This window comes from Pseudonocardia sp. Ae150A_Ps1, assembly GCF_001932315.1.
Taxonomy (GTDB): Bacteria; Actinomycetota; Actinomycetes; order Mycobacteriales; family Pseudonocardiaceae; genus Pseudonocardia.
Genome location: NZ_MCIJ01000001.1, coordinates 5,375,482 through 5,397,498 on the forward strand (window position 1 = coordinate 5,375,482; position 22,017 = coordinate 5,397,498).

Annotated in this window: 12 protein-coding genes and 1 pseudogene; 4 read left to right on the top strand and 9 right to left on the bottom strand. The window is 74.2% G+C overall.

The genetic code is table 11. The annotated features are described in order from the left end of the window. Positions 1-2 precede the first annotated feature (2 nt). Positions 3-12,161 (top strand): non-ribosomal peptide synthetase, encoded by a 12,159-nt coding sequence (locus Ae150APs1_RS25325; protein ID WP_075300746.1) that lies wholly within the window; start codon positions 3-5, stop codon positions 12,159-12,161. Next, positions 12,158-13,264, top strand: coding sequence for a TIM barrel protein (locus Ae150APs1_RS25330; protein ID WP_249266476.1), 1,107 nt, complete (start codon positions 12,158-12,160; stop codon positions 13,262-13,264). The genes Ae150APs1_RS25325 and Ae150APs1_RS25330 overlap by 4 nt, the downstream gene beginning before the upstream one ends. Before the next feature lie 93 nt (positions 13,265-13,357). On the opposite strand, the gene Ae150APs1_RS34720 is transcribed toward Ae150APs1_RS25330, so the two are convergent. The 7 genes and pseudogenes from Ae150APs1_RS34720 to Ae150APs1_RS33000 all read right to left on the bottom strand — a co-directional run bounded on the left by Ae150APs1_RS34720 (position 13,358) and on the right by Ae150APs1_RS33000 (position 19,433). Continuing rightward, a complete protein-coding gene (locus Ae150APs1_RS34720; RefSeq protein WP_349289915.1) occupies positions 13,358-13,816 on the bottom strand; it encodes a siderophore-interacting protein in 459 nt (152 codons plus the stop codon). Further along, positions 13,814-14,110, bottom strand: a pseudogene (locus tag Ae150APs1_RS34725) (siderophore-interacting protein); the annotation flags it as partial. The gene Ae150APs1_RS34720 and the pseudogene Ae150APs1_RS34725, both read right to left, overlap by 3 nt. Positions 14,111-14,178: 68 nt before the next feature. Further along, positions 14,179-15,030, bottom strand: coding sequence for an ABC transporter ATP-binding protein (locus tag Ae150APs1_RS25340; protein WP_060573135.1), 852 nt, complete (start codon positions 15,028-15,030; stop codon positions 14,179-14,181). Next, positions 15,027-16,118, bottom strand: coding sequence for an iron chelate uptake ABC transporter family permease subunit (locus tag Ae150APs1_RS25345; RefSeq protein WP_010227769.1), 1,092 nt, complete (start codon positions 16,116-16,118; stop codon positions 15,027-15,029). The genes Ae150APs1_RS25340 and Ae150APs1_RS25345 overlap by 4 nt, the downstream gene beginning before the upstream one ends. Beyond that, the gene (locus Ae150APs1_RS25350; protein ID WP_139317060.1) at positions 16,115-17,188 is read right to left on the bottom strand and encodes an iron chelate uptake ABC transporter family permease subunit; all 1,074 of its coding nucleotides are present in this window, start codon (positions 17,186-17,188) and stop codon (positions 16,115-16,117) included. The genes Ae150APs1_RS25345 and Ae150APs1_RS25350 overlap by 4 nt, the downstream gene beginning before the upstream one ends. 30 nt (positions 17,189-17,218) lie before the next feature. After that, a complete protein-coding gene (locus Ae150APs1_RS25355; protein WP_075300748.1) occupies positions 17,219-18,262 on the bottom strand; it encodes an ABC transporter substrate-binding protein in 1,044 nt (347 codons plus the stop codon). A 361-nt stretch (positions 18,263-18,623) separates the two neighbouring features. Then, the gene (locus Ae150APs1_RS33000) at positions 18,624-19,433 is read right to left on the bottom strand and encodes a MerR family transcriptional regulator (RefSeq protein ID WP_212567259.1); all 810 of its coding nucleotides are present in this window, start codon (positions 19,431-19,433) and stop codon (positions 18,624-18,626) included. 175 nt (positions 19,434-19,608) lie between these two features. Here Ae150APs1_RS33000 and Ae150APs1_RS25365 point away from each other — a divergent pair, with 175 nt between their 5' ends. Together Ae150APs1_RS25365 and Ae150APs1_RS25370 are read left to right on the top strand one after the other, a co-directional pair. After that, the gene (locus Ae150APs1_RS25365; protein WP_010227776.1) at positions 19,609-20,169 is read left to right on the top strand and encodes a DUF6230 family protein; all 561 of its coding nucleotides are present in this window, start codon (positions 19,609-19,611) and stop codon (positions 20,167-20,169) included. Beyond that, positions 20,169-20,546 (top strand): DUF6114 domain-containing protein, encoded by a 378-nt coding sequence (locus Ae150APs1_RS25370; protein ID WP_075300750.1) that lies wholly within the window; start codon positions 20,169-20,171, stop codon positions 20,544-20,546. Before Ae150APs1_RS25365 ends, Ae150APs1_RS25370 begins: the two co-directional genes overlap by 1 nt. A gap of 131 nt (positions 20,547-20,677) precedes the next feature. On the opposite strand, the gene Ae150APs1_RS25375 is transcribed toward Ae150APs1_RS25370, so the two are convergent. Continuing rightward, complete coding sequence (locus Ae150APs1_RS25375; protein ID WP_010240664.1) at positions 20,678-21,022, bottom strand: EthD domain-containing protein; 345 nt, start codon at positions 21,020-21,022, stop codon at positions 20,678-20,680. Continuing rightward, on the bottom strand, positions 21,022-21,948 hold the full coding sequence (locus Ae150APs1_RS25380) for an alpha/beta hydrolase (protein WP_075300751.1): 927 nt from the start codon (positions 21,946-21,948) through the stop codon (positions 21,022-21,024). The genes Ae150APs1_RS25375 and Ae150APs1_RS25380 overlap by 1 nt, the downstream gene beginning before the upstream one ends. Positions 21,949-22,017: the final 69 nt, after the last annotated feature.

A 22,017-nucleotide genomic window follows, 5' to 3' on the forward strand; every position in this document is an offset into this window, starting at 1 on the left:
AGGTGACGCCTCCGGTGCGCCTGCCGTTGTCCGTGGCGCAGCGCGGGGTCTGGTCCGCGCAGCAGCTGTTCGCGGATTCGACCGTCTACCGCGTCGGCCAGATCATCTGGTTGTCCGCACCGGTCGACCCCGACCGGTTCGTCGCCGCGATCGACGCCACCGTCGCTGAGACCGAGGCGCTGCGCGTCCGGTTCGAGGAGTCCGGCGGTGTCCCGATGCAGTGGGTCGACGACACGGTGTCGGTGCCCACCGAGGTGCGCGCCGAACCACTCGACGATGCCGCGATCATCGAACGCGTCCGGGTGGACTACCGGTCGGGCGCGACCGGGGAGGCGCTGTACGCGCCGTCGTCGATGCTGGTGCGGCGCGCCGCGGGCGGCTGGGCGTGGGCGTTCACCCATCACCACCTGGTGCTCGACGCCTACGGGGTGGCGCTGTTCGTCCGGCGGGTGGCCGAGCACTACACCGCGTCGCATACCCAGGGCACTGCGCAGGAACCGTGGTTCGGTCGCCTCGCCGACGCGGTCGGCGACGGCGGCGTGCCGGACACGGACGGCGAGATCCACTGGCGCACACTGCTCGACGTCGACGTCGACCCACGCGGCGACGCGGGAGATCTCGCCGACGCGTTCTCGTTCCAGCCGCACACCGCGACGGTCCCCCTGGCCGCGGATGTCCGGGACCGGCTGGTGGCCTACGCCCGTACCGCCCGGCTGTCCTGGCCGGACACGATGGTCGCGCTGTGGGGGCTGTTCACCGCCCGCAGCCGACACTCCGACCGGATCGCGGTCCGGATGCCGTTCATGCTGCGCGGCGGGTCGGTGCTGCTGCGCACCCCGTCGATGGCGTCGCGGATCTTCCCCGTCGTCGTCGGCATCACGCCCGCGATGCCGATGACCGACGTTCTCCGGGCGACCTCGGCGCAGATCCGGGGCGTCGAGAAGTATCAGGGGATCGAGGACTCGCAGCTGGCCCGGCTGTGGCCCGGCGGCGAGGCCGACTACTTCGCGCTGCCGGTCGCCAACGTCAAGGTCCTCGACTACGAGGTCGACTTCGCGGGTACGCCGGGGATCGAGCAGACCGTCAACCCGGGCCCGGTCGGGCGGCTCGACCTGTCGGTCTACAACGACCCGGTGCACGGTTTCCGGCTCGACCCGCGCGGCCGCGAGCCGTCCTACGCCGGGCAGCCTCTGGAGTCCTGGGCCGGGCGGTTCGCCGCGTTCCTGGACACCGCGCTCGAGCTCGGCACCGAGGTCACCCTGGCCGAGCTCGACCGGGTCCTGGCCGTCGACGCACCCGTTGCACCGGCGACCGGTACCGCGAGCATCGAGGGCACCGAGCTCGCGCTGCCCGCGACCACCGTCGACGACCTCGTGCGGGCCGAGGCCGCCCGGTCGGCCGACCGGATCGCCGTCGTCGGGGACACCGACGGGACGCGCTGGACCTTCGCCGATCTCGACGCCCGGGTGAATGCGCTGGCCGCGCTGCTCGTCGAGCGCGGGGTGCGGGCCGGGGACCGGGTGGGGGTCCTGCTGCCGCGGTGCCCCGACCTCGTCGTGGCGCTCGCCGCGGTGCTGCGCGCCGGTGCCGGCTACCTACCTGTCGACCCGGCGCTGCCCGCCGGACGGATCGCGGCGATCGTCGCCGACGGCGGGCCGCGACTGACGATCACCGACTCCGACGGTGCGGACCGTGTGGGCCCGGACGTCCTGCTGCTCGACGACGCCACGGTCGCCGCCGCGCTGCACCGCGGTCGCGCCACACCGCCGGAGCTGTCCCGGGCCCCGACAGCGGACGACCCCGTCTATGTCATCTTCACCTCCGGCACGACCGGGCGCCCCAAGGGCGTCGTGGTCCCGCACCGGGCGCTGGTCAGCCGGCTGGCCTGGGGCCGGTCCCGCTACCCGCTCGCGGACGGCGAGACCGTGCTGATGAAGACCCCGGTGTCGTTCGACGTGTCCGCGCCGGAGGTGTTCGCCCCGCTCACCGAGGGCGGGACGCTCGTCGTCGCTGCCGACGAGCGGCACGGTGACCCCGAGTACCTGCACGACGCGGTCCGCCGCCACGGCGTGAACCGGATCAACTTCGTGCCCTCGATGGGCGAGGAGTTCGTCCGGGCCGGCAGCGCAGCGCTGCCGTCGGTGACCACGACGATGGTCGCGGGCGAGGCCTTCCCGACCACCCTGTCCGCAGCGCTGAGCACGATCACCGGCGGCACCGTCCTCAACGTGTACGGGCCCACCGAGACCGGCGAGATCACCCATCACGAGGTCGATCCCACCGCGGTACCGGCCGGCGCGGTGGTGCCGATCGGGATCCCGATGGCCAACACCCGCGCCCGGGTGCTCGACTCGTGGCTGCGCGAGGTCGGCCCGGGAGTGCCCGGCGAGCTCTATCTCGGTGGGACGCAGCTCGCCGAGGGCTACGCCGGTCGGCCGGGGCTGACAGCGGAGCGGTTCGTCGCCGACCCCGGGTCAGCGGTGGGGGAGCGCCTCTACCGAACCGGCGACCTGGTCTCGCACGACCGGTTCGGCGTGCTGCACTACCTCGGCCGGGCCGACGATCAGATCAAGATCCGCGGGCACCGGGTCGAGCCCGGTGAGGTCGTGAGCGCGCTGGAGCGCCACCCGTCGGTGACCCGGGCGATCGTGGTCGCCCACGAGCACCCGGTGGCCGGGACCCGGCTGGTCGGCTACGTGACGACGGTGGGCACGGCGGACGGCGCCGCCGGGGACCCCGACGAGCTGCGGGAGCACCTCGCCGCGCTGCTGCCGGGCCACATGGTCCCCGCCGCGATCGAGGTGCTCGAGGCGTTCCCGGTCACCCCCAACGGGAAGATCGACCGCAGGGCCCTGCCCGAGCCCACCGGCCTGACCGCGGCCACCGGCCGCGCGCCCAGCACCCGCACCGAGCTCGCGCTCGCCGCCGCGTTCCGCGAGGTGCTCGGGTTGCCCGTCGACACTGAGCTGGGCGTCGACGACGACTTCTTCGCCCTCGGCGGGCACTCGCTGCTCGCGACACGTGTGGTGGCGCGAGTGGGTGCCGCGGCCGGCGTCCGGATCAGCCTGCGCGATGTGTTCGACCGGCCCACCGTGGCCGGGCTCGCGGACCTGCTCGGCGAGCTGCCCGCCACGGCTCCGGCTGCGCCGGTGCACGCACCGCGCCCGGACCGGATCCCGGCGTCGGCGGGGCAGCGGGCCCTCTGGCTCGTCGAGCAGCTCGGCGGACCCGGCGGGCGATACGCCGTTCCGACCGTCGTGCGGCTGACCGGTGCGCTCGACGAGGACGCGCTGGAATCCGCGCTGCGCGACGTCGTGACCCGGCACGAACCGCTGCGCACCCTGCTGCAGGAACACGACGACCAGCTGCTGCAGGTGATCGTGGATCCGGCCGAGACGGCGGACCGGGTGAGGGTCGCTGTCGAGGATCACGTGGGGGCGTCCCGGGCGGTCGTCGAGGACCGGGTGGCCGCGGTGGTGCGAGCCCGGTTCGACCTGGGCGCGGATCTCCCGGTGCGGGCGGTGGTGCTGCGGACCGGTGCCGGTGCGGACCCGGAGTGGCGGCTGGTGCTGGCGGTGCATCACCACGCGGTGGACGAGTGGTCGTTGCCGTCGTTGCTGGCGGACCTCTCGGCGGCCTACCGGGCGCGGGTCGCCGGTGCGGAGCCCGGGTGGGCGCCGCTGCCGGTGCAGTACGCCGACCACACCCTCGCCGAGCTCGCCGCACTCGGCGATCCCGACGACGAGGGCTCGGTTCTGGCCGGGCACCTGCGGTACTGGCGCGACGCGCTGGACGGCGCGCCGGACGAGTCGACGATCAGCCCGGACCGGGCCCGACCGGCAGCGCCGACGCACCGCGGACAGGACGTGCCGTTCGCCCTGGAGCCGTCGCTCGTCACGGGCCTGCACGAGACCGCCCGCGCGCGGGGACTGACCCCCTTCATGCTCGCGCAGGCCGCCGTGGCGCTCGCGGTGTCCGCACTCGGTGGCGGGGACGATGTCGTCGTCGGGTCCCCGGTCGGCGGCCGCACCGCCGACGGCGTCGCCGACGACGTCGGCTACTTCGCCAACATCGTGCCGGTCCGGCACCGGATCGGTGCCGCCGACACCGTCGCCGACGTGCTGGCCCGGGCGCGGGAGACGGTGCTCGACGGGTTCGCCCACCAGGCAGCCCCGTTCGACCAGATCGTCACCGCGATCGGGGCGCAGCGCGCGGCCGACCGCACGCCGCTCTATCAGGTCATGCTCACCCACCTGCAGCGCAGCGGCACCGAGCAGGAGCCCCTGGCGCTGCCCGGTGTCCGGGCCCGGCGCGAACCGGCCGAGCTCGGCGCGGTCAAGACCGATCTCGACATCTACCTGATCGATGGCGCGGACGGGGTCGAGGGCTTCGTCTCGGCGGCGACCGATCTGTTCGACCGGGCGACGGTGGAGCGGTTCGTCGCGGTGTTCACCCGGGTGCTGGAGGTCGTCGCGACGGACCCGGGGCGGGCGGTGGCGCGGCTGGACGTGCTGCCGGCGGCGTCGTCGTCCGAGGTGGAGACCTGGTCGCTGGGCCCGGATGTCGACGCGCCGGCCGCCACGGTGGACGGGCTGCTGCGCGAGCAGGTCCGGTCCACCCCGGACGCTCCGGCGGTGCTCGATGCGACCGCGGGGATCCGGTGGACCTTCGCCGAGCTGGACGCCCGGATCGACGCGTTCGCCGCCCGGGTCGCGGCGCGGGGTGTCACGGTGGGGGACCGGGTCGCCGTCCTCCTGCCGCGCAGCGCCGACCAGGTCGCCGTGCTCGCCGGGCTGCTGCGCGCCGGCGCGGCCTACGTGCCCGTCGACCCGGCCCATCCGGCGGCGCACGTCGCCCGGATCCTCACCACGGCCACTCCGGCCCTGGTGGTCACCGACCGGGCCACGGCCGCCGCGCACGACCTTCCCGCGGATCGGCTGCTGCTGGTCGACGAGCCCGCCGCCGAGGCGGCCCGGTGGTCGGGCCCGGCCCGGCCGGTGACCCCGCGCGACACCGCCCAGGTGATCTTCACGTCGGGCACGACCGGGGAGGCCAAGGGCGTCGGGCTCCCGCACGGCGCGGTCGCCGACCGACTCCGCTGGGGCAATGCGCTGCTGGAACTCGACGGCACCGCCGTGTGCCTGGCCAAGAGCGGCGCCGGCTTCGTCGACGCGGTGACCGAGCTGTTCGGGCCACTGACCGCGGGGGCCGCCGTCGTGGTGGTCGGCGACGGGACGGCGCGCGACGCGGGCGCACTGGCCGAGCTGATACGCGAGCACCACATCACCCATCTGCTGACCGTGCCCGGCCTCGCCGACACCCTCGCCGACTCCCGCACCGGCAGCGGACCGGGGTTCGGCTCGTTGCGGCACTGGGTGTCGTCCGGGGAGCCGCTGACGGCGGCCGGCCGGGACGCCATGCGCCGTGCCGCCCCGCACGCCGTCCTGCACAACTTCTACGGGTCCACCGAGGTCACCGGGGACGCCACCGCCGCACGCGTCGACACCGGGGATCCGGACCGGCGGGTGGCGATCGGCCGCCCGCAGCCCGGGAGCTCCGCACGTGTGCTGGACCGGTGGCTGCGACCGGTGCCCGCCGGTGTCGCCGGGGAGCTCTACGTCGGCGGCGGGCAGCTCGCCGACGGTTACCTCGCGCTGCCGGGGCTCACCGCCGAGCGGTTCGTGGCAGACCCGTTCGGCCACCCCGGCTCCCGGCTCTACCGCACCGGGGACCTGGCCCGTTGGACTGCCGGCGGCGAGCTGGAGTTCCTCGGCCGTGCCGACGACCAGGTCACGATCCGCGGACACCGGGTCGAGCCGGAACAGGTCCGCGGTGTGCTGCGGGAGCACCCGGCGGTGACCGGCGCCGTCGTCCTCGCGGCGGAGCGACCCACCGGCGGGCCGCAGCTGCTCGCCTGGGTCACCGCCGGTGGTCCCGGTCCCGGCCTCGCCGTGGAGCTGCGCGAGTTCGTGGCGTCGAGGCTGCCGGAGTACATGGTGCCCGCGGCGGTGACGACGCTGGCGGAGTTCCCCCTCACCCCGAACGGCAAGATCGACCGCAGGGCGCTGCCCGCGCCGGACCTCACCGAGAGGGCGGGGGCCGGTGGGCACAGCCCGGAGACCGCGACCGAGCGGGCGCTGGCCGAGCACTTCCGAGAGGTCCTGCGGCTCGACGGAGGCGCCGGTCCGCGTGCGGCTCTCGCGGTCGATGCGGACTTCTTCCGTCTCGGCGGGGACTCACTGCTCGCAGCCCGGCTGCTCACCCGCATCAACACCACCTTCGCGTCCGCCCTGCGGCTGCGGCACGTGTTCGGTACCCCGACGATCGCCGGACTGGCCGAGGCCGTCACCGGGGTGGCCCGGCACGACGGCTCGCCGCTGTCGCCGATCACCGAGGTGGTCCGCCCCGATCCCGTCCCGGCGTCCTACGGCCAGCAGGCGCTGTGGCTGCTCGACGAGCTCGGGATGGGACCGGCCTACCAGGTCGGGATCGTCCTGCGGATTCCCGGCGGCGCCGACCCCGCCGCCCTGCACCGCGCGGTGGCCCGGTTCACCGAGCGGCACGAGATCCTGCGCACGGCGTTCGTCGCCGGACCGGACGGCGAGCTGACCCAGCTCGTCCGGCCCCCGGACGACGCGCCGGTCCTGGCGGTCGAGACCGTCGCGGCGGACGCGGTACCGGCCCGGATCGGTGCGCTGCTGGCGCAGCGATGCGACCTGGCAGCCGACGGCGGTGCCGGGTTCACCCTGCTGCGTACCGGCGGCGACGACCTGCTCGTCGTGCACGGCCACCACATCGTCATCGACGAGGGTTCGGTCCGGCCGCTGGTCCGCGACCTCGACGTGCTCTATGACGCCGAGCTGTCCGGCACCGCGGCCGCGCTGCCGCGGCTGCTCGTGCAGTCCGCGGAGTTCGCGGTCTGGCAGCGCAGCACGCTCGGCGACCGGGACGACCCGGACTCGCGTTTCCGGGGCGAGCTGACGTTCTGGGAGAAGGCGCTCGCCGACCTGCCGGCCGAGACCCCGCTGCCGCTCGACCGGCCCCGGTCGGAGACCACCTCGCGCACCGTGCGCACCGTCCGCGACCCGCTGCCGGCCGCCGACTCGGCGGCCGTCGAGCGGCTGCTGGCCGAGCGACGGGCGACCCCGCTGCAGGGGCTGATCACAGCACTGGCGCTGGGTCTGTGGACCGAGGGCGCCGGGAACACGGTGCCGGTCGGCACCCCGGTCGAGCTGCGCGACCAGCCGGAGCTCGACGACGCCGTCGGGTACTTCGTCAACACCGTCGTCGTCCGCGCCGAGATCGACGAGACGGTCGGCTTCGGCACGCTGCTGTCCGGTGTCCGGGACCGGGTGGTCGACGCGGGCGAGCACAAGACGGCGCCGTTCGACAGCGTCGTGGAGGCCCTCGGACCGCCGCGGATCCCCGGCGTCAGCCCGCTGTTCCAGGTGATGGCCGCATTCCTGGACGACACCGCCCGCGACCCCGTGGCCGGGCGTCTGGTCCCGGACCCTGCGGCGGTGGCCGAGGCCACCGGCGACCGGCCCGCGCTGTTCGACCTGGTCTACGCGATCGTCCGGCGTCCGGACGGCGCGCTGGACCTGCAGCTCAACGCCACCCGCGAGCTGTTCACCGCCGACACCGGTGCCCGGCTGCTCGCCGGGGTGCGCCGGTTCCTGGTCCTGGGGGCCCGGTATCCGCAGCTACCGCTGCGGCACCTGGTCGAGCTGGTCCGGGCCGTCACCGACCCCGCGGACCTCGGTGCCGCACCGGACGGGCCGGGGGCGAGGATCCCGCTGCCCGGCTTCACCCCGGACGAGACGACGTCCTGGCGGGCGGCCGCCGAGTACCTGCGCCACGTCGTCTCCGGGGCCGGGATGCTCGCGCTCGAGGTACGCGACGACGGCACCGGCGAGCTGACCGGGACTCCCACCGGCCCGGATGCGGCCGCGCTGCTGGCCGGCCTCGCCGGCGAGCTCGTGGAGAGCTACCGGTCCACCGTCGCGGTGCGTCTGGAGTGGCCCGACGACACCGCACGGGGGACGCACACGGGGGTGCGGCCGAGGCTGCGCCGGGCCGACCGTGCCCGGGTCTCCCGGGCCGATGCGCGGCGGATACGGGCCGAGCACGGCGAGGACAGCAGGTTACTGCCGTTGTCGTCGCTGCAGAGCGGACTGCTCTACCACATGGTGCGGGCCCGCGAGACCGGCGATCACAATGCCTACGTGTCGCAGATCCTGCGCGAGATCGAGGGCGAGGTCGACCCGGCGCACCTGGAGTCCACCACTCGCCGGGTGCTGGAGCGGTACCCGAACCTGCGGGCCGCGTTCGTGACGCTGCGCGACACCGAGGTCCAGGTGATCCCGCAGCGCTCCGAGGTCCCGTTCCGGGTCGTCCGGCTCGACCCGCCGGGCGGCCCCGGGCGTGCGGAGTTCCTGGAGGCCGAACGCCAGGAGCCGTTCGACTTCGCGACCGGGCCGCTGATCCGGTTCACCCTGCTCGAGCACGGGCCGGGGGCCTGGACGTTCGCGATGACCTTCGAGCACATCCTGATGGACGGCTGGTCGATCAACGCGCTGCTCGGCGAGATCGTCGACGCCTACGCCGATCCCGGACTGCTCGACCGGGTCCGGCCCGTGTCGTTCGAGTCCTACCTGGATTGGCTCGAGACCCGCGACGCCGCGGCGGGCGACCGCGCGTGGGCGGGCTACCTCGCGGAGGTCACCGAGCCGACCCTGCTCTGGCCCGAGGGCGGTGACCTGGGTCTGACCCGGGTCGAGACCGGGGACCTGCACCGGGATCTGAGCCCGGCCGAGGCCGCGACCGTGTACGCGGCCGCCCGCAGGGCCGGGGTCACCGTGGGCACGCTGCTGCAGACCGCGTGGGCGGTGACCCTGGGCCGGGTCACCGGCCGCGGTGATGTCGTGTTCGGCAACACCGTCTCCGGGCGGCCACCGGAGCTGCCCGGTTCGGACCGGATGATCGGGCTGCTGTTCAACACACTGCCGATGCGGGTCCGCGCCCGCCCGGACGAGACCGTCACCCAGCTGCTGGCCCGGGTCCGGTCCGAGCAGCTCGAGGTGCTCGACCACCCGGACGTCGAGCTGACCCGGATCCAGAACGCGGCCGGGCTGGGTGCCCTGTTCGACACCCTGTTCGTCGTCCAGAACCTGCCCTTCGACCCGTTCGAGCCGGAGACGACGCCGGTCGGCGGGCTGCGGGTGACCGGCGGGACGGTGAACGACGCCACCCACTACCCGGTCACCGTGGCGGTGAACCCGTGGGAGCACGACGGCGCCGCGACCGTGCACGTCCGGCTGTCCTACCGGCGCGACGCACTCGACGAGGCCGCCGCCGAGCGGCTGACCGAGCGCTACCTGCACGTACTGCGCGCGCTCGCGGCCGGTCCGGACACCGCACTGGGGCGGATCCCGGGCTACCTGCCCGGCGAGGACGCTCCGTCGCCGGCCGGTGTCACCCGGGCCGTCCCCGAGGTGACGGTTGCCGACCTGCTGCGTGCCCAGGTGGCCCGCTCACCGCAGGAGACCGCGCTGGTCGCCGGGGACCGCAGCTACACCTTCGACGGGTTCTCCGCCGAGGTGCACCGGTACGCGCGGGTGCTGCTGGCCCGCGGCGTGCGGCCCGAGCACCGGGTGGCGCTGCTGCTGCCCCGCGACGAGCGCATGGTGATCGCGATGTTCGCGGTCTTCGCGGTCGGCGCCGCCTACGTGCCGATCGATGCCGAGCACCCGGACGAACGGATCGCGACGATGTGCGACATCGCCCGGCCCACCGTGACACTGGTGACCGGCCGCGATGCGGCACGCCTGCCCGGCACCGCCGCCGGGCAGGTGCTCGACCTCGACGAACCCGTGCTGCGCGCGGAGATCGCCGCCGCCGGCCAGGGCCCGGTCACCGACGCCGAGCGCGGCGGCCCGATCGACCCCGACCACCTCGCCTACATCATCTTCACCTCGGGCTCGACCGGGCTGCCCAAGGGTGTCGCGGTGGGCTACCGCGGCCTGACCAACATGTACGCCAACCATGTCGAGGAGATCTTCGACCGGGTCGTCGCGCACCAGGGCGGGCGCCGGATGAAGATCGCCCACACCACGTCGTTCTCCTTCGACGCGTCATGGGAGCAGCTGTTCTGGCTGCTCAACGGGCACGAGGTGCACGTGATCGACGAGGAGCTGCGGCGCGAGCCACAGCAGCTGCTGGCGCACTACGACGACGCCCGGATCGACGGGTTCGACGTCACGCCGTCCTACGGGCAGGTGCTGGTGGACCAGGGTCTGCTCGACCGGGACCGGCCTGCCGGTCGATCGGTCGCCGCGGACGCGCCCGGGGTGGTGTTCGTGTCGCTGGGTGGCGAGGCCGTGCCGGACACGCTGTGGCGGCAGCTGCGTGAGGCGCCGGGGGTGGAGTCCTACAACCTGTACGGCCCCACCGAGTACACGATCAACGCGCTCGGCGCGGACCTGGCCGACACGGCGACCTCCAGCGTCGGCCGGCCGATCTTCAACTCGCGGGCCTACATCCTCGACGACAACCTCCAGCCCGCGCTGCCGGGTGTACCGGGGGAGCTGTACCTCGCCGGCGCCGGGACCGCCCGCGGATACTGGGCCCAGCCCGGGCGCACCGCGGAACGGTTCGTCGCCTGCCCGTGGGAACCCGGGACCCGGATGTACCGCACCGGGGACCTGGCCCGCTGGACACCCGACGGGACGATCGACTACCTCGGTCGTGCCGACGACCAGGTGAAGATCCGTGGCTACCGGATCGAGCCGAGCGAGGTCGCCGACACTCTGGCCGGGGACCCGCAGGTCGCCAGGGCTGCGGTGATCGCCAGGGCGGACGCCCGGGGCGCGCTGCAGCTCTACGGCTACCTGGTCCCCGCGGCGGACGGGCCCGGCACCGTGGACCTCGACGCCGTCCGGGCCCGCGCGCGCACCCTGCTCCCGGACTACATGGTCCCGGCCGGGCTCGCCGCTCTCGACGATCTGCCGCTGACCGTGAACGGCAAGATCGAGACCAAGGCGCTGCCGGTGATCGAGTCCGCGGCCGCGGAGTACGTGGCACCGGCCTCCGGGACCGAGGTGGTGGTCGCCGGTGCGGTCGCCGAGCTGCTCGGCACCCGGGAGGTGTCGGTGTCGGCGAACTTCTTCGACGTCGGCGGCAACTCTCTGCTGGCCATGCGACTGGTCGCCCGGCTCAACGAGCGACTCGGCTCGGAGCTGCTGGTGTCCGACGTCTTCGCCGCGCAGGTGCTCGGCACCCTCGCCGCGGTGGCCGACGACCGGTCCGCGCCGTCCACCTCCGAGGACGTGGCCGGCGACGTGGCCGGCGCTGTCCTGGTCCCGCTGCGGGCCGCGGCGGCAGGTCGGCATCTGTTCTGCGCACACGCCCGCTACGGGCACGCCTCGCTCTACTCCGCGCTGGGCAGGTACCTGCCTGACGGTGTCGGCCTGGTCGGGCTGCAGGACCCGGCGCACGCCGGGCTCGGCGCCGAGTTCGGCTCGATGGCCGAGCTGGCCACGGTCTACGCCGACGCCGTCCAGCGGGTGCAGCCGCACGGCCCCTACGACCTGCTGGGCTGGTCGTTCGGCGGCCACATCGTGGTCGCCGTCGGGCGGGAGCTCGTCGGCCGCGGGGAGCGGATCGGGTCGGTCACGATCGTCGACACCACCCCGACGGGGCCGGATCACGCACCGGAGCCGGGCGACGTCCTGCCTCGCCCGGGGGTGCCGGTCGCCGAGGACGAGCAGCGGCAACGGGAGTTCCTCGACGTCAACTCCGCCGAGCTGCGCGCGCTGCTCGGGCCCGAGGTGAGCGCCGAGCTCTCCGCCGAGGCGCTCACCGCGTTCGCGGTCGCCGGCCTGCGCTGCGAGCGGCACATGGCCGAGCGGACCGTCGGCGAGCTCGACGCCCCGGCGCTGCTCGTCGCGGCGGGTGCGCCGGTCGAGGCCGACCGCGCCGCGGGCACCGGGATCGCCGCGTGGGGCGCGCACCTGCCCGGGGCCCGCACCGAGTACGTCGACGGCGAGGACCACCACTCGATCATCGACCCGGACCGCGGCCTGCCGCGCTGGGCCGACCACCTGACCGGGCTGCTCGAGGGCGGCACCGCGGGGACCACGCACGAGGAGAGGAAACGATGAGTCTCACCGCCGCCGATGTGACCGCGGACGTCGCGGAGGCGCTGTTCCTGCAACCCGCGGAGCTGGACCACCAGCTGGACCTTCGCGACCAGGGGATGGACTCCGTGCGCACGATGGAGCTGGTCGACCGGTGGCGCCGGGCGGGAGTGCCCGGGATCAGCTTCATCGCGCTGGCCGAGGACCGTCGCCTGGAGCGGTGGATCGAGGTCGTGCGCGAGCTGCAGCCCGGCGCGGCGGAACCGCCCTCGCTGCGCACCTGCATCGCGACGGTGTCGCTGGGCGGTTCGCTCACCGACAAGCTGGACGCCGTCGCCGCGGCCGGGTTCGACGGCATCGAGCTGCTCGACGCGGACCTGCGCGACTCGTCGCTGTCCGCGTCCGAGGTGGCCGCCCGCTGTGCCGACCTGGGACTGACCATCGACGCCTACCAGCCGTTCCGGCGTGCCGAGGGGGTCAGCGCGGCCGAGTTCACCGACGTGCTGGCGCGCTTCCGTGGCGAGCTCGACGTCATGGCCGGGCTGGGCACCGGCTCCATCCTGGTCGTGTCCAACACCGACGACGACGCCGACCCGGACCGCGACCTGTCGGCCCGGCAGCTGTCCGCGCTCGCCGACGCCGCCGCCGAGCGCGGCATGTCGGTGACCTACGAGGCGCTGGCCTGGGGCACCCACGTCGGCCGTTTCGCCGATGCCTGGGACGTGGTCCGCCGCGCCGGTCACCCGGCCCTGACGGTCACCGTCGACACCTTCCACATGATCAGCCGCGGCGAGGACGCCGGGGCCCTGGACGGCGTCCCGATGGACAAGATCAGCCTGGCCCAGGTGGCCGACGCGCCGATGCTGTCGATGGATCTCAAGCAGTGGAGCCGCAACCACCGGTGCCTGCCCGGCGACGGCGAGTTCGACCTGCGCACACCGCTGCGGGCGCTGTGGGCGGCGGGCTACCGCGGCCCGCTGTCGCTGGAGATCTTCAACCCGGAGATCCGGGCGCAGCCCCCGCACGATGTCGCGGCCCGCGGTGCGCGGGCCCTCGACGCGCTGCTCGCCGAGCTGGACGGGGCCGTGCCGGGGCCGGACGCGAGCGGGGACCCGGTCCGGGCCTAGCCACGCGGCCCGGCGACGCACCCGGTGATCGGGGGTCGGGTGGGGCCGAGCGCGGTACGCGCGGCCCTACCCGGCCCCCGGTTCCAGGGTGGCTCAGATCTGCCCGACGGCCTCGCGCTTCTCGGACTGGAACACGTCCTCCTTGCGGCCGTGCGCCCAGTAGGCCGACAGCGACAGCTGGGACCGGTCGAGGCCGCGCTCGTCGGTGAGGTGTGGGCGCAGCGACTTCATGGCGGCCCGCTCGCCGTGCACGAAGACCTGTACCCGCCCGGCGGGCCAGTCGAGACCTCGGACGGCGTCGACGAGCAGGTCGGTCGTCCCGGCCTCGGCGCCGTCACGGTGCAGCCAGCGCACCTCGAGACCGTCGGGCGCGGTCAGGTCGAGTTCGTCGGCGGCGGAGCCGACCTCGAGCAGTGCGACGCCGCGTGCGTCGGCAGGCATCGCCTCCAGCGCGGACGCGATCGCGGGCAGGGCCGACTCGTCACCGGCGAGCAGGTGCCGGTCGGCCTGCGGGTCGGGGGCGTAGCCGCCGCCGATCCCGCCGAGCACCACCGGGGAGCCGGGCTCGGCCGTCGCCGCCCAGGGCCCGGCCACGCCGGTGTCGCCGTGCACGACGAAGTCGATCCAGATCCGCTGGTTCTCCAGGTCGAAGCGGCGGATCGTGTAGGTGCGGGTCGACGGCAGCGCCTCGACCGGCAGCTCCTCGCGCAGCGCGGCGAGGTCGTAGGGCGGGGTCAGGTCGCTGCCGGGGGGTGCGAACAGCATCTTCGTGTAGGCGTCGGTGTGCCCGTTGTCGGTGACGTCGGCGATGCCGGGCCCACCGGCGACGATGCGCACCATGTGCGGCGTGAGCCGGGTGCGCTAGAGCACCTCCAGCACGATCTGCGGCCGCCGCGGGCGGTTTCCGGGAGTGCTCATCGATGTCCTTCCGTGCTCACGGTGCGGGGGTCGAGCGGCACCACCGTAGGGGTGCCGGTGACGGGGTCGGGCACGACCAGGCAGCGCAGCCCGAACACCTCGTCGATCAGCTCGGCGGTGATCACCTCGTGCGGCGGGCCCGCGGTGACCACCCGGCCCTCCCGCATGACGACGAGGTGGTCGGCGTAGCGGGCCGCCTGGCCGAGGTCGTGCAGGACGGCCACGATCGTCCGGCCGCCCTCGTGCAGCGACCGGAACAGCTCCATCAGCTCGTACTGGTGGGCGATGTCGAGGAACGTCGTCGGCTCGTCCAGCAGCATGATCGGGGTGTCCTGGGCGAGCAGCATCGCCACCCACACCCGCTGCCGCTGCCCGCCGGACAGCTCGGCGACCAGCCGTCCGGACAGCTCGGTCAGCCGGGTCGCCTCCAGCGCCGACCGGACGGCCTCCTCGTCGGAGCCGCGCCACTGGTGGATCAGGTTCTGGTACGGCGCCCGCCCGCGGGCCACCAGGTCGGCGACCCGGATGCCGTCCGGGGCGAGCGAGCTCTGCGGGAGCAGCCCGATGCTGCGGGCGGCCTCCTTCGGCGGGTAGGACGCGATCTCCTTGCCGTCGAGCAGGATCTGCCCGGACGACGGCGGCAGGATCCGGGACAGCGCGCGCAGCACCGTGGACTTGCCGCAGCCGTTCGGGCCGATGATCGCGGTGAACGAGCCGTCCGGGATGTCCAGCGACAGGTCGTCGGCGACGACCCGCCCGCGGTAGCCGATCGCGGCGTCGCGGGTGACGAGCCGAGCGTGCGTCCCGTGTGACGAGGTGTTCAACGAGGGGGCTCCCGGGTCGGTCATGCGAACGTTCCGTACTGCCGCCGTGCCTCGCGGACGAGCAGCCAGATCAGGTAGCAGCCGCCGAGGCAGACGGTGATCAGCCCGACCGGGATGGCCCGGTACACCTCGGCGATCGCCAGGCTCAGCAGGTGCGCCGAGGCGAGCAGCGCCGCGCCCATCGCGGCGGAGGCCGCGGTGCTGACCCCGGGGGAGCGGGTGAGCCGCCGGGCCAGCTGCGGGGCGGCGAGCGCGACGAACCCGATCGGGCCGGCCGCCGCGGTCACCAGCGCGGTGGTCGACACGCCCACGACGAGCAGCCCGAGCCGGGCCGCGCCGACCCGGGTGCCCTGGGTGACGGCGGCGTCGTCGCCGAGCTCGAGGCGGCGCAGCGCCGGGGACAGCAGCACGGTCGCGACGACGATCACCGCGGCGATCCCCAGCGAGGGCAGCATCGGCGTCCAGGTCACGTCGGCGATCGAGCCGGCCGCCCAGAACCCGACGACCATCGCGTCGTCGATGTCGGCGCGGGTGACCAGGTAGGAGTTGACCGAGGTGAGCATCGCCGAGATCCCGATCCCGACGATGATCAGGCGGAACCCGGCGATGCCGCCGCGGTAGGCCAGCACGTACACCGCGAACGCGGTGAGCAGACCGCCGGCCAGCGCCGCGAACGCGACGTTCCAGTAGCTGCTCGCGCCGACGACCAGCAGGGTCAGCACGACCCCGGTGTAGGAGCCGGCGTCGAAGCCGATCACGTCCGGGGAGCCCAGCGGGTTGCGGGTCAGCGACTGGAAGATCGCCCCGCCGATGCCGAGCAGCGCACCGAACACCAGCGCCGCGAGCACCACCGGCAGCCGCCACTCGGTCACGATGATGCGCTGGAACTCCCGCCCGCCGCCGAGCAGTGCCTGCACGACCTCGCCGACGCCGAGCCGGAAGTCGCCCAGCCCCAGCGACACGACGGAGACCGCCACGGCGACCGCGAGGACCGCCGCGGAGACCGCCAGCAGCCGGACGCCGACGCGGCCGGAGAGCCACCGGGTACGGACCGTGCGGGTCGTGTAGCCGAAGTCCACCCGCTCGTCGGGGCGGGTCGGTGTGGTCGTCACAGGCTGCTCGCCTCCCTCCGGCGGACCAGCGCGATCAGCACCGGTGCGCCGATGACCGCCGCGACGACCCCGACCTCGATCTCGCTGGGGCGCACGAGCACCCGGCCCAGCACGTCGGCGACCAGGACGAGCACCGGCGCGGCCAGCGCCGAGTAGGCGATGATCCACCGCTGGTCCGGGCCGACGCACCAGCGCACCACGTGCGGCACCATCAGCCCGAGGAACGCGATGCCGCCGGTCAGCGCCGTCGCGCCGCCCGCCAGCAGGGTGACGACGCCGATGCCCAGCACCCGGGTGCGGCCCACCCGGGTGCCGAGCGAGGCCGCCAGGTCGTCACCGAGGGCGATCGAGTTCAGCGGCCCGGCCAGCGCCAGCGCGCCGATCAGGCCGACCAGGAGGAACGGCGCGACGAGCAGCGTGTCCTCCATCGTGGTCCGCGCCAGCGACCCCAGGCCCCAGTTGCGGAACGACCGGAACGTGTCCGGGTCGATCAGGGTGAGGAACGTGGAGAACCCGTTGAGCACCGCGCCGAGCGCCACCCCGGCCAGGACCAGGGTGACCGGGGACGCCGTCCCGCTGCCCGCGGAGCCGATCACGAAGACCACGACGGTGGTCACCGCGGCGCCGAGGAAGGCGAACCACACGTACTGGGAGATGCCGGCGAGCCCGAACACCCCGGCGCCCAGGGTCACGGCGAACCCGGCCCCGGCGTTGACACCCAGGATCCCCGGTTCGGCGAGCGGGTTGCGGGTCAGCGCCTGGATCAGCGCCCCGGCGACGCCCAGCGCGGCGCCGACGGCGATCCCGAGCAGCGTGCGGGGCCAGCGCTCGGTCCAGACGATGATGGACGCCTGCGACCCGTCCCGGCCCCACAGCGCCGACCACACCTGGTCGTAGCCGAGCGGGTTCGCGCCGTGCGCCAGGCTCAGGATCACCGCCGCCATCAGTGCCGTGAGGATCGTGGCCAGCCCGAGTGCGCGGCGCCGGTACAGCGACGACGACCGGGCGGGGGAGTCCCCCCGCCCAGTGCGCCGTGCGGTCGCGACGCCGGCTCGCGGTGCGTCGTTCATGTCGCGCCCGTTCCCATCACGTGCACACCGTCAGGCGGTGCCCAGCGCGTTGATCCGCTCGGACAGCCGCTGCACGGTCCACGGCAGGCTGGTCACGCTGGCGCCGCGGCGCAGCACCCAGGTCATGGCGCTGTCCGGGTCGTCGATGGTGATGCCGAGGTAGCGGCCCTCGGCGACGGGGGGCAGCGACTGGAACAGCGGGGTGGCCTCGCGCGCGGTCTTCGAGGCGGGATCGGTGTAGAACACGACGAGCACGTCGGCGTCGAGCTGGCCGATCTGCTCGTCGGCGACGCCGGCGTCGGCGGTGAAGTTCTCGGCCAGCGGATTCGGCATGAACCCCATCCGGCGCGTCGCGGCCTCGGCGGTCCCGCCGGCGGCGGTGTAGTAGTCGATACCGCTCTGGGTGTAGTCGGTGGCGATCGTGATCGTCCGGTCCGCGTAGTCCGGGTTCTCCTGCGCGACCCGGTCGATGGCCTGCTCGGCCTCGGTGACCGCGGTGTCGGACGCGGCGCTCAGGTCCAGCGCCTCGCCGATCATCCGCTGGGTGTCCTGCCAGCTGATCTGATCACCCTTGACCTGGGTCGGGTTCTCCAGCACCGGGGCGATCGAGCTGAGCCGCTCGAAGGTGGGCTCGTCCTGGACCCAGTTGGTCGCCACGATCAGATCCGGTCGGGTCGAGGCGATCCCCTCGAAGTTGATCGGATCGCGCCGGGTGACGGTGTCGCGGAACTCGACTCCCGACAACCACTCCTGGCTCCGCCACGGCCACTCGCTCTCTTCGGCCATCGTGTAGACGGGGGTGACGCCCAGGGCCTCCAGCGCGTCCATGTTCGGCGAGAAGCCGATCACGGCGATCCGCTCGGGCCGCTGCTCGAGCACCGTCTCGCCCGCCCACGTGGTGAGCGTCAGCGGGTACTGCGTGGCTCCCTCGGCGGGCGGAAGCGCGGTGGCACCGGGGCTCGGAGCGTCACCGTCGTCGGAGGGTGTCGCGCAGCCGGCGAGCGCGAGGAGGGCTGCGAGCGCGATGGCAGGAACCACGGACCACCGGCTGCGGCGGGGCACGGTGAAGGCCATGACCGTCCTTTCGGGGAGTGGGATGAGACGCAACGGACTGCGATCAGATCCGGACTGATCGGACACTACGGGTCAGGTTAGGCAAATCTACCCTGACGGGACGCAGATCACGATGTGCCCGCGGGACGGCGCCGTATGAGGTGGCCGGAGCAGGACGGTGGCCGCGGCCGACACCGGGTGCGCGGGACCGGCCTCCGGCGAGGTTCGGCAGGTCAGCGGCTCGCTGGTGGATCTGCCCGGCGGGACCGGCGCCGGGTGTTCCCGGCACCCGGCGGTGGAGTCCCGAACCGACCTGGTGGCGACAGGAACGCGGGCTGCGGTGATTACCGGGGCCGTCGGCCCGGCCGCACGTGTCGGGGCGTCAGACGGATGGCGTGCTCGGGTGCTCGCCGAGGACGAGCCCGGCGCGAGCGTCGAGTACGGCGACGCTGTGACGCTCGAGTGTCGCGGCGAGGAGCTCCGCGATGCCCGTGGTCAAGGCCGGGGTGAGGCTGCGGAGTGCGGTGGCGGCGCGGTCGGCGGCCGAGTCGTCGGGGAGGGCGTCATCGGGGTGGGCCACGGCCGAGCCGCCGTCGACGAGGTGGGTCACGACCGCGTCGAGCAGATCACGAGCCATCCCGTCGAGGGCGGTGGTGGTGCGCCGGGCGAGGTCGAGGACGACCTCGCTCGGCACGCCTGCTCGGACGAGGTCGGCTGCGGCGGCGAGGATCTGCTGACTGGGCGCGGTGTGGGTGCCGCGGTGGTGGTGCACCAGCCCGGCGGCCACCAGGGCGTCGACGTCGGCCCCCGGGAAGAGCGCGGTCAGCGCCTCGGGTGTCATCGGGGTGGCCGGGCGGGGCGGCCACAGGGCGCTCACGGCGGTCTCCAGGCCGAGGACGACGCCGAGGTCGCGGCCGCGTTCCCACTCGGCGAGCAGCTCGGCGATGGTGACGGTGGTGTAGCCGCGGTCCAGGAGCCTGCCGATGATCCGCAGCCTGCCCAGGTGGGTGTCGTCGTAGAGCGCCCGGCGGCCGTCGCGGCGTGGAGGGTGCAGGAGCCCACGCTCCTGGTAGGAGCGCACGTTGCGCACGGTCATCCCGGCGGCGCGGGCGAGGTCGTCGATCCGGTAATCGGTGTCGGCGCCGTGTGGTGAGGGGCGCGGTTCCGGAGCGGGGGGTGGCATCGGGGCCATCGGGTGATTGTCGCGCAGTGCGTGCAGGAGACTCGATAGGGTGAACGACGGCCGGGCGATGTTGCCATAGTTCATTGGCACAGTTGCACATGGTGTGGACTCGACGGCGAATAGGGGCAGGCACCGTGCCGAGGCGGCACGTGGATCCGCCCGGATCAGGTGGAGGCGCTTCGGTGTGGTCCTCGCGCTGTCGTCCGGTGTCGTGCTGGCGATGCTCGTGGCTGCGGCGACGGGAGGGCTTCCCGTCGCGCTGGCCGCGGACGGCCGCCAGCATGTGAAGATCACCGCTGCGGAGCTCGGCGCCGTGGCGACCGGGGTGTTCCCGCAGTTCGTCCAGGACGCGGACGGGGACAGGCAGCCGGTGGTGGTCGTCGGGCTCGGGGACGTGCGGGTGCGCGGGCTGTGCGCCTCGGGTGCGGTCCCGACGCCGGTGGGGACCTGGGTGCTGCGGCTCGACACTCCGCCCGACGCGGAGGAGATCCGGGCGGGCGACGTGCAGTTCGCGATCGAGAGCGTCGACGGGCTCGGGGCGCTCGGTCAGCGTCTGCTGCTCAACCGGGAGCAGCAGACGCCGGAGGGGATCCCGCTGGATGTCGCGGCACCGGGGAACCTGCCGATCCTGGCGGAAGGGCTCCAGCTGGACCTGGCAGCCACCGTGCGGTGGGCGAGCGTCGCGGACCTGGGTCTGTCCGGGTTGGACCTGCGGATCGGCGACGACGTCGCGGAGTGCTTCTGATGGCGGGACGCACCCCGGTGCCCGGGATGTTCCGGCGCGCCGCCCGGGGCACGGCTCTGCGCGGGCGGCCGGTGGCGGCGGTGGTGTTGCTGGCCGTCTCCGGGGCGGCAGTGCTCCTGCTCCCTTCGAGCCGGCTGACGGTGCTCGTGGCCCCCGGCGCCGGCGGACTGACCGGACTCCTGGTCGGCGTACTGCTCCTCGGCTGCGCCGTCACCCTCGTGGTGAGCCCGCGACACACTGTGCCGTGCGGGGTGGCCGGCCTGCTGCTGGCGGTGGCGTCGCTGCTCACCCCGAGCCTCGGCGGTCTTCTGCTCGGGACGGCGTGTGGGCTCGTCGGCGGCTCGCTGGCGGTGGCCTGGGAACCTCGGGATCGCTGAGGGGCCCCGGTGCATGCCCTGCGGCGGGCGACACCGCGGACGAGTCGCAAGGTGCGCCGCCCCCGGCGTGACGAGTGCCACGAGCCCCCCGGGGGCGTGGACGGACGGTCGATCCGACCACGAGATCGAGCTCAGGGTGTGATCGGCACGTCCAGCTCCGTGGTCACGTAGAAGGTGCTGGAGGCGTGGTCGATGAAGCGTCGTTCGTCCGGCAGCACCACGGTCCGGTACCCGTCGGAGGCGAGCAGCTCGTGGATCGCCCCGACGTCGTCGAACCACTGCCGGACGACGGCGTCGACCTGCGGAGCTGCGAGGTCCCCGACCGCGGCCGGGGACTCCACGGTGTACCGGCGCACGAGCCGGCGCACCTCGTCCACGGACGCGAACAGCGGCGCGTGGTGCTCGCGGTGGTGCGCGGTGAACTGCGCCGCGGTGAGCTCCGGCAGGCGCCGGAGCAGGCTGACCAGGACGATCATCAGCGTTCCTCGGTGTCGGTGGGACGGTGCAGGAGCCGGGTGAAGGCGTCGCAGAAGGCGGCCGCGGCCCGGTCGGCCGCCGGGACGTCGCCGGCCATGCCCCAGAGACCATGGGGCAGTCGCGGGTGGTCGTGCAGCACGACCTCGACGCCCGCCGTCGCGAGTGCGCGGGCGTAGGACCACCCGTCGTCGCGGAGGGGGTCGACACCGCCGACGGCGACGACCGCGGGTGCGAGACCGTCCGGCGGGGGGTCGGCCAGCAGGTCGAAGCGCGGGTCGCGCCGGGCGCCGGGACGCGGTCCCAGGTAGTGCCGGAGGTACCAGCGGAGGGTGGCGTCGTCCAGGCCGGGTGCGGCGGCGTTGTCCCGGCGGGCCGGCAGGCCGGGATCGTCGGTGAGCAGGGGCTGGACGAGCAGCTGGGCCACCGGGGCCCCGGGCGTGCCCACCAGTGCGCGGGCGGCGCCCGCGGCGAGGTTGCCCCCGGCGCTGCTGCCCGCGACGGCGACCGGCCCCGCGTCCCGTGCGACCCGCGCGACGGACTCGACGGCGTCGTCGACGGCGGCGGGGAACGGGTGCTCGGGGGCGAGGCGGTAGTCGATCGAGACCACCGCCCACCCGGTGCGGGTGCAGAGCATGCGCGCCTGGCGGTCGTGGCTGTCGAGATCACCGGTGACGAACCCGCCACCGTGGAAGAAGACGACCGTCCCGGGCGGCGCCGCGCCCCCGGGCAGGTAGCGGCGCGCGGCCGGTGCGCGGCCGGACAGCGGGAGCGTGAGCTCCTCGACCGTGCCGACGTCGTCGTCCCGGTCGGCGGGGATCCGTGCCGACCGGGACGATCGCGCCTGCTCGGGGGTGAGGGTGTGCAGCGGCGGCCCGTTGCGGCGCGCCAGCAACCGGGCGGCGTCCGGATCGAGGTGTCGGCTCACCCCTGCGGTTCTACGGACCGCCCCGGTGCCCGTTCACGTGCGTTTCGCTGTGCGAAACGGTGTCACGGA

Excerpts from the sequence above, each read along its gene's own strand:
- Ae150APs1_RS25350 (WP_139317060.1), bottom strand. The coding sequence starts at position 17,188 with ATGAACGACGCACCGCGAGCCGGCGTCGCGACCGCACGGCGCACTGGG.
- Ae150APs1_RS25340 (WP_060573135.1), bottom strand. The coding sequence starts at position 15,030 with ATGACCGACCCGGGAGCCCCCTCGTTGAACACCTCGTCACACGGGACG.
- Ae150APs1_RS25355 (WP_075300748.1), bottom strand. The coding sequence starts at position 18,262 with ATGGCCTTCACCGTGCCCCGCCGCAGCCGGTGGTCCGTGGTTCCTGCC.
- Ae150APs1_RS25375 (WP_010240664.1), bottom strand. The coding sequence starts at position 21,022 with ATGATCGTCCTGGTCAGCCTGCTCCGGCGCCTGCCGGAGCTCACCGCG.
- Ae150APs1_RS25330 (WP_249266476.1), top strand. The coding sequence starts at position 12,158 with ATGAGTCTCACCGCCGCCGATGTGACCGCGGACGTCGCGGAGGCGCTG.
- Ae150APs1_RS25370 (WP_075300750.1), top strand. The coding sequence starts at position 20,169 with ATGGCGGGACGCACCCCGGTGCCCGGGATGTTCCGGCGCGCCGCCCGG.
- Ae150APs1_RS33000 (WP_212567259.1), bottom strand. The coding sequence starts at position 19,433 with ATGGCCCCGATGCCACCCCCCGCTCCGGAACCGCGCCCCTCACCACAC.